2 protein-coding genes and 2 pseudogenes are annotated in these 2,189 nt (G+C 69.3%); 1 reads left to right on the top strand and 3 read right to left on the bottom strand.

The window, feature by feature from the left end; all coding sequences use genetic code 11:
* Nucleotides 1-585: pseudogene (locus N878_RS29095) on the top strand (hypothetical protein); the annotation flags it as partial.
* Between the two features lie 14 nt (nucleotides 586-599).
* Here the strand turns inward: N878_RS29095 and N878_RS18325 are convergent.
* The 3 genes and pseudogenes from N878_RS18325 to N878_RS18335 all read right to left on the bottom strand — a co-directional run.
* The gene (locus N878_RS18325; RefSeq protein ID WP_021445035.1) at nucleotides 600-1,460 is read right to left on the bottom strand and encodes a DUF72 domain-containing protein; all 861 of its coding nucleotides are present in this window, start codon (nucleotides 1,458-1,460) and stop codon (nucleotides 600-602) included.
* A 141-nt stretch (nucleotides 1,461-1,601) separates the two neighbouring features.
* Nucleotides 1,602-1,946 carry a hypothetical protein gene (locus N878_RS18330; RefSeq protein WP_021445036.1) on the bottom strand — a complete coding sequence of 115 codons (345 nt, stop codon included), beginning with the start codon at nucleotides 1,944-1,946 and terminating at the stop codon, nucleotides 1,602-1,604.
* A 113-nt stretch (nucleotides 1,947-2,059) separates the two neighbouring features.
* Nucleotides 2,060-2,189, bottom strand: a pseudogene (locus N878_RS18335) (tRNA (adenosine(37)-N6)-threonylcarbamoyltransferase complex dimerization subunit type 1 TsaB); the annotation flags it as partial.

Genomic DNA, 2,189 nt, shown 5'->3' on the forward strand with positions numbered 1-2,189 from the left:
CCGCCGGCGGTCAGCGCGGCGGCGGCCACGGTCAGTCAGGCGCTGGTCGAGCAACGCAGCCTGGAACTGAACGTCACGGCCGGCGGCCAGGCGCAGCAGACCGACCCGCTGGTGCTCGATCTGGCCGGCGACGGGTTCGCCACCAGCGGCCTGCAACGACCGCAGCGTTTCGACCTGGACGGCGACGGCCGCCAGGACTGGATCAGCGTACCCACCGGCGACGACGCCCTGCTGGCTCTGGATCGCAATGGCAACGGCCGTATCGACGACGGCCGCGAGCTGTTCGGCGACCAGCACGGCGCCGCCAACGGTTTCGCCGAACTGGCCAGGTTCGACGACAACGGCGACGGCCGCATCGACACCGCCGATGCGGTGTTCGCCGACCTGCGCCTGCTGCGCTTCGACGCCGCCGGCCGCCAGCACAGCCAGAGCCTGGCCGAGGCCGGGGTCGGCGCCATCGAGCTGAAGGCGCGCGACGTCAGCATCGCCCTCGGCGCCTACGACCAGATCGCCCAGCTTGGCCGCTTCGAATTCGCCGACGGCCGCAGCGGCCAGGCCGCCGATCTGCTGCTGGCCCAACGCTGAATCCGGGCTACGCGCTAGAGCAACCCCAGCTGCTCCAGCTCCGGTTCGACCTGCAAGGTCGGCAGCTCCGCCAGACCGGGCAGGCGCAGGCGCAATTGCTGGTGGAAACGCCGTGCCAGCTGCGGCGCCAGGCGATTGTCGGCGATGTGGACGAAGACATGGGGGCGTCGCCCCTCCTCGATCCAGGCGGCGACCTTGTCCAGCCAGGGCGTCATGAAGGGGTCGTTGGCGAGCAGCTCGGGATGGCCGATAAAACGCAGCTGCGGGCTCTGGCTGAAGGCCGTGGGGCGGGTCGGCAGGCGCGGCTTCTTGGCCTGGGCATGCAACACCGCCGGCGCCTGCGACGCGCAGCTGAACAGGGCGCGCGAGTCCAGGCAGATACGCTCGATACCGCGCTCCAGCAACAGGCGATTCAAGGCGCGCTCGGCCTCGCCCTTGGCGAAGAACTGTGCATGACGCACCTCGATGGCCAGCGGCCAAGCGCCCCACCACTCGACGAAGGCCGCCAGCTCGTCCAGCCGTGACGGACCGAAGCTGGCCGGCAGCTGCAGCCAGTAGGGTGCGACGCGTTCGCCGAGCGGCGCCAGCAACCGACGAAAACGCTCGACCGCCTCCAGCTGTTGGCACAGGTCGTCGCCGTGGCTGATATCGCGCGGCAGCTTGGCGCAGAAACGAAAGTGCGCCGGCATCTGCTCGGCCCAGCGCGCCACGGTCTGCTCGCTGGGGCGGGCGTAGAAGGTGGTATTGCCCTCCACGGCGTTGAATACCTGGGCATAACGACTGAGGAAGTCGGCCGCTCGGGTGTCGCCAGGGTAGAGCGTGGAACGCCAGGCCGCCTCGCTCCAGGAGGGGCAGCCGAGGTAGTACGGCAACATCAGAACCTGTTTACGATCTGCTGCGCGTCGGCCCTGCTGCGTTGAAACCAGGCTCGGAATGCTCATTTACAACAGTAAACTCCGCTTCCTCGCCTGATTTCGCCTTGCATGGCTCTAGCTCGCGAGATCCTAAACACGTTCTCAGGCGTAGAGGTCGAGACCGAGCACTTGCTGCGCGTCAGCCTCGCTGGCGTAGCTGGCGGTGGCGCCGTAGCTGGCCAGCGCCTGGGCGGCGCGGTTGCTCAGCGCGGGTTGCGGGTAGCCGATATCCTGGGCGCGCGCCGGCAGGCTGTCGCCATTGCCGCTGCTGGCCTGCACCCGGCGGATCTGCGGGGTCTGTTCCAGGCCCTGGCTGCTGGCCGGGGCGGCCGGCTGCTCACGTTGTACCTCGACCTCGCGCTGCGCCTCGCGATAGGGCGTGACCGCAGTCCCCGAACGGGGGCCGCGATCCGGCGAATAGGAAGGTAGGTAGGCGTCGATGCGCATCTACAACTGCTCGGTGGGCTCGGCTGGAAAGTAGACAGTGCTGGCAATGTAGCGGCGCCCGGCGGGCTTGGCAAATACCTTCGGGCCGCCTGCCTTTGCCGGGCGACCGGGGGTCATGCCGGCGGCGCCTTGGGCGTGGCCACCTGATCGCGCAGGTAGACCGGCTGGGCCTGGTCGGCCGCCACGGCCTCGCCGCGCGCCCAGGCGAATTGCGCCAGGCTCAGCAGATCCTCGGCGTGGGGC

It is taken from the genome of Pseudomonas sp. EGD-AK9, assembly GCF_000465935.2.
GTDB lineage: Bacteria > Pseudomonadota > Gammaproteobacteria > Pseudomonadales > Pseudomonadaceae > Aquipseudomonas.

Excerpts from the sequence above, each read along its gene's own strand:
- N878_RS18325 (WP_021445035.1), bottom strand. The coding sequence starts at position 1,460 with ATGTTGCCGTACTACCTCGGCTGCCCCTCCTGGAGCGAGGCGGCCTGG.
- N878_RS18330 (WP_021445036.1), bottom strand. The coding sequence starts at position 1,946 with ATGCGCATCGACGCCTACCTACCTTCCTATTCGCCGGATCGCGGCCCC.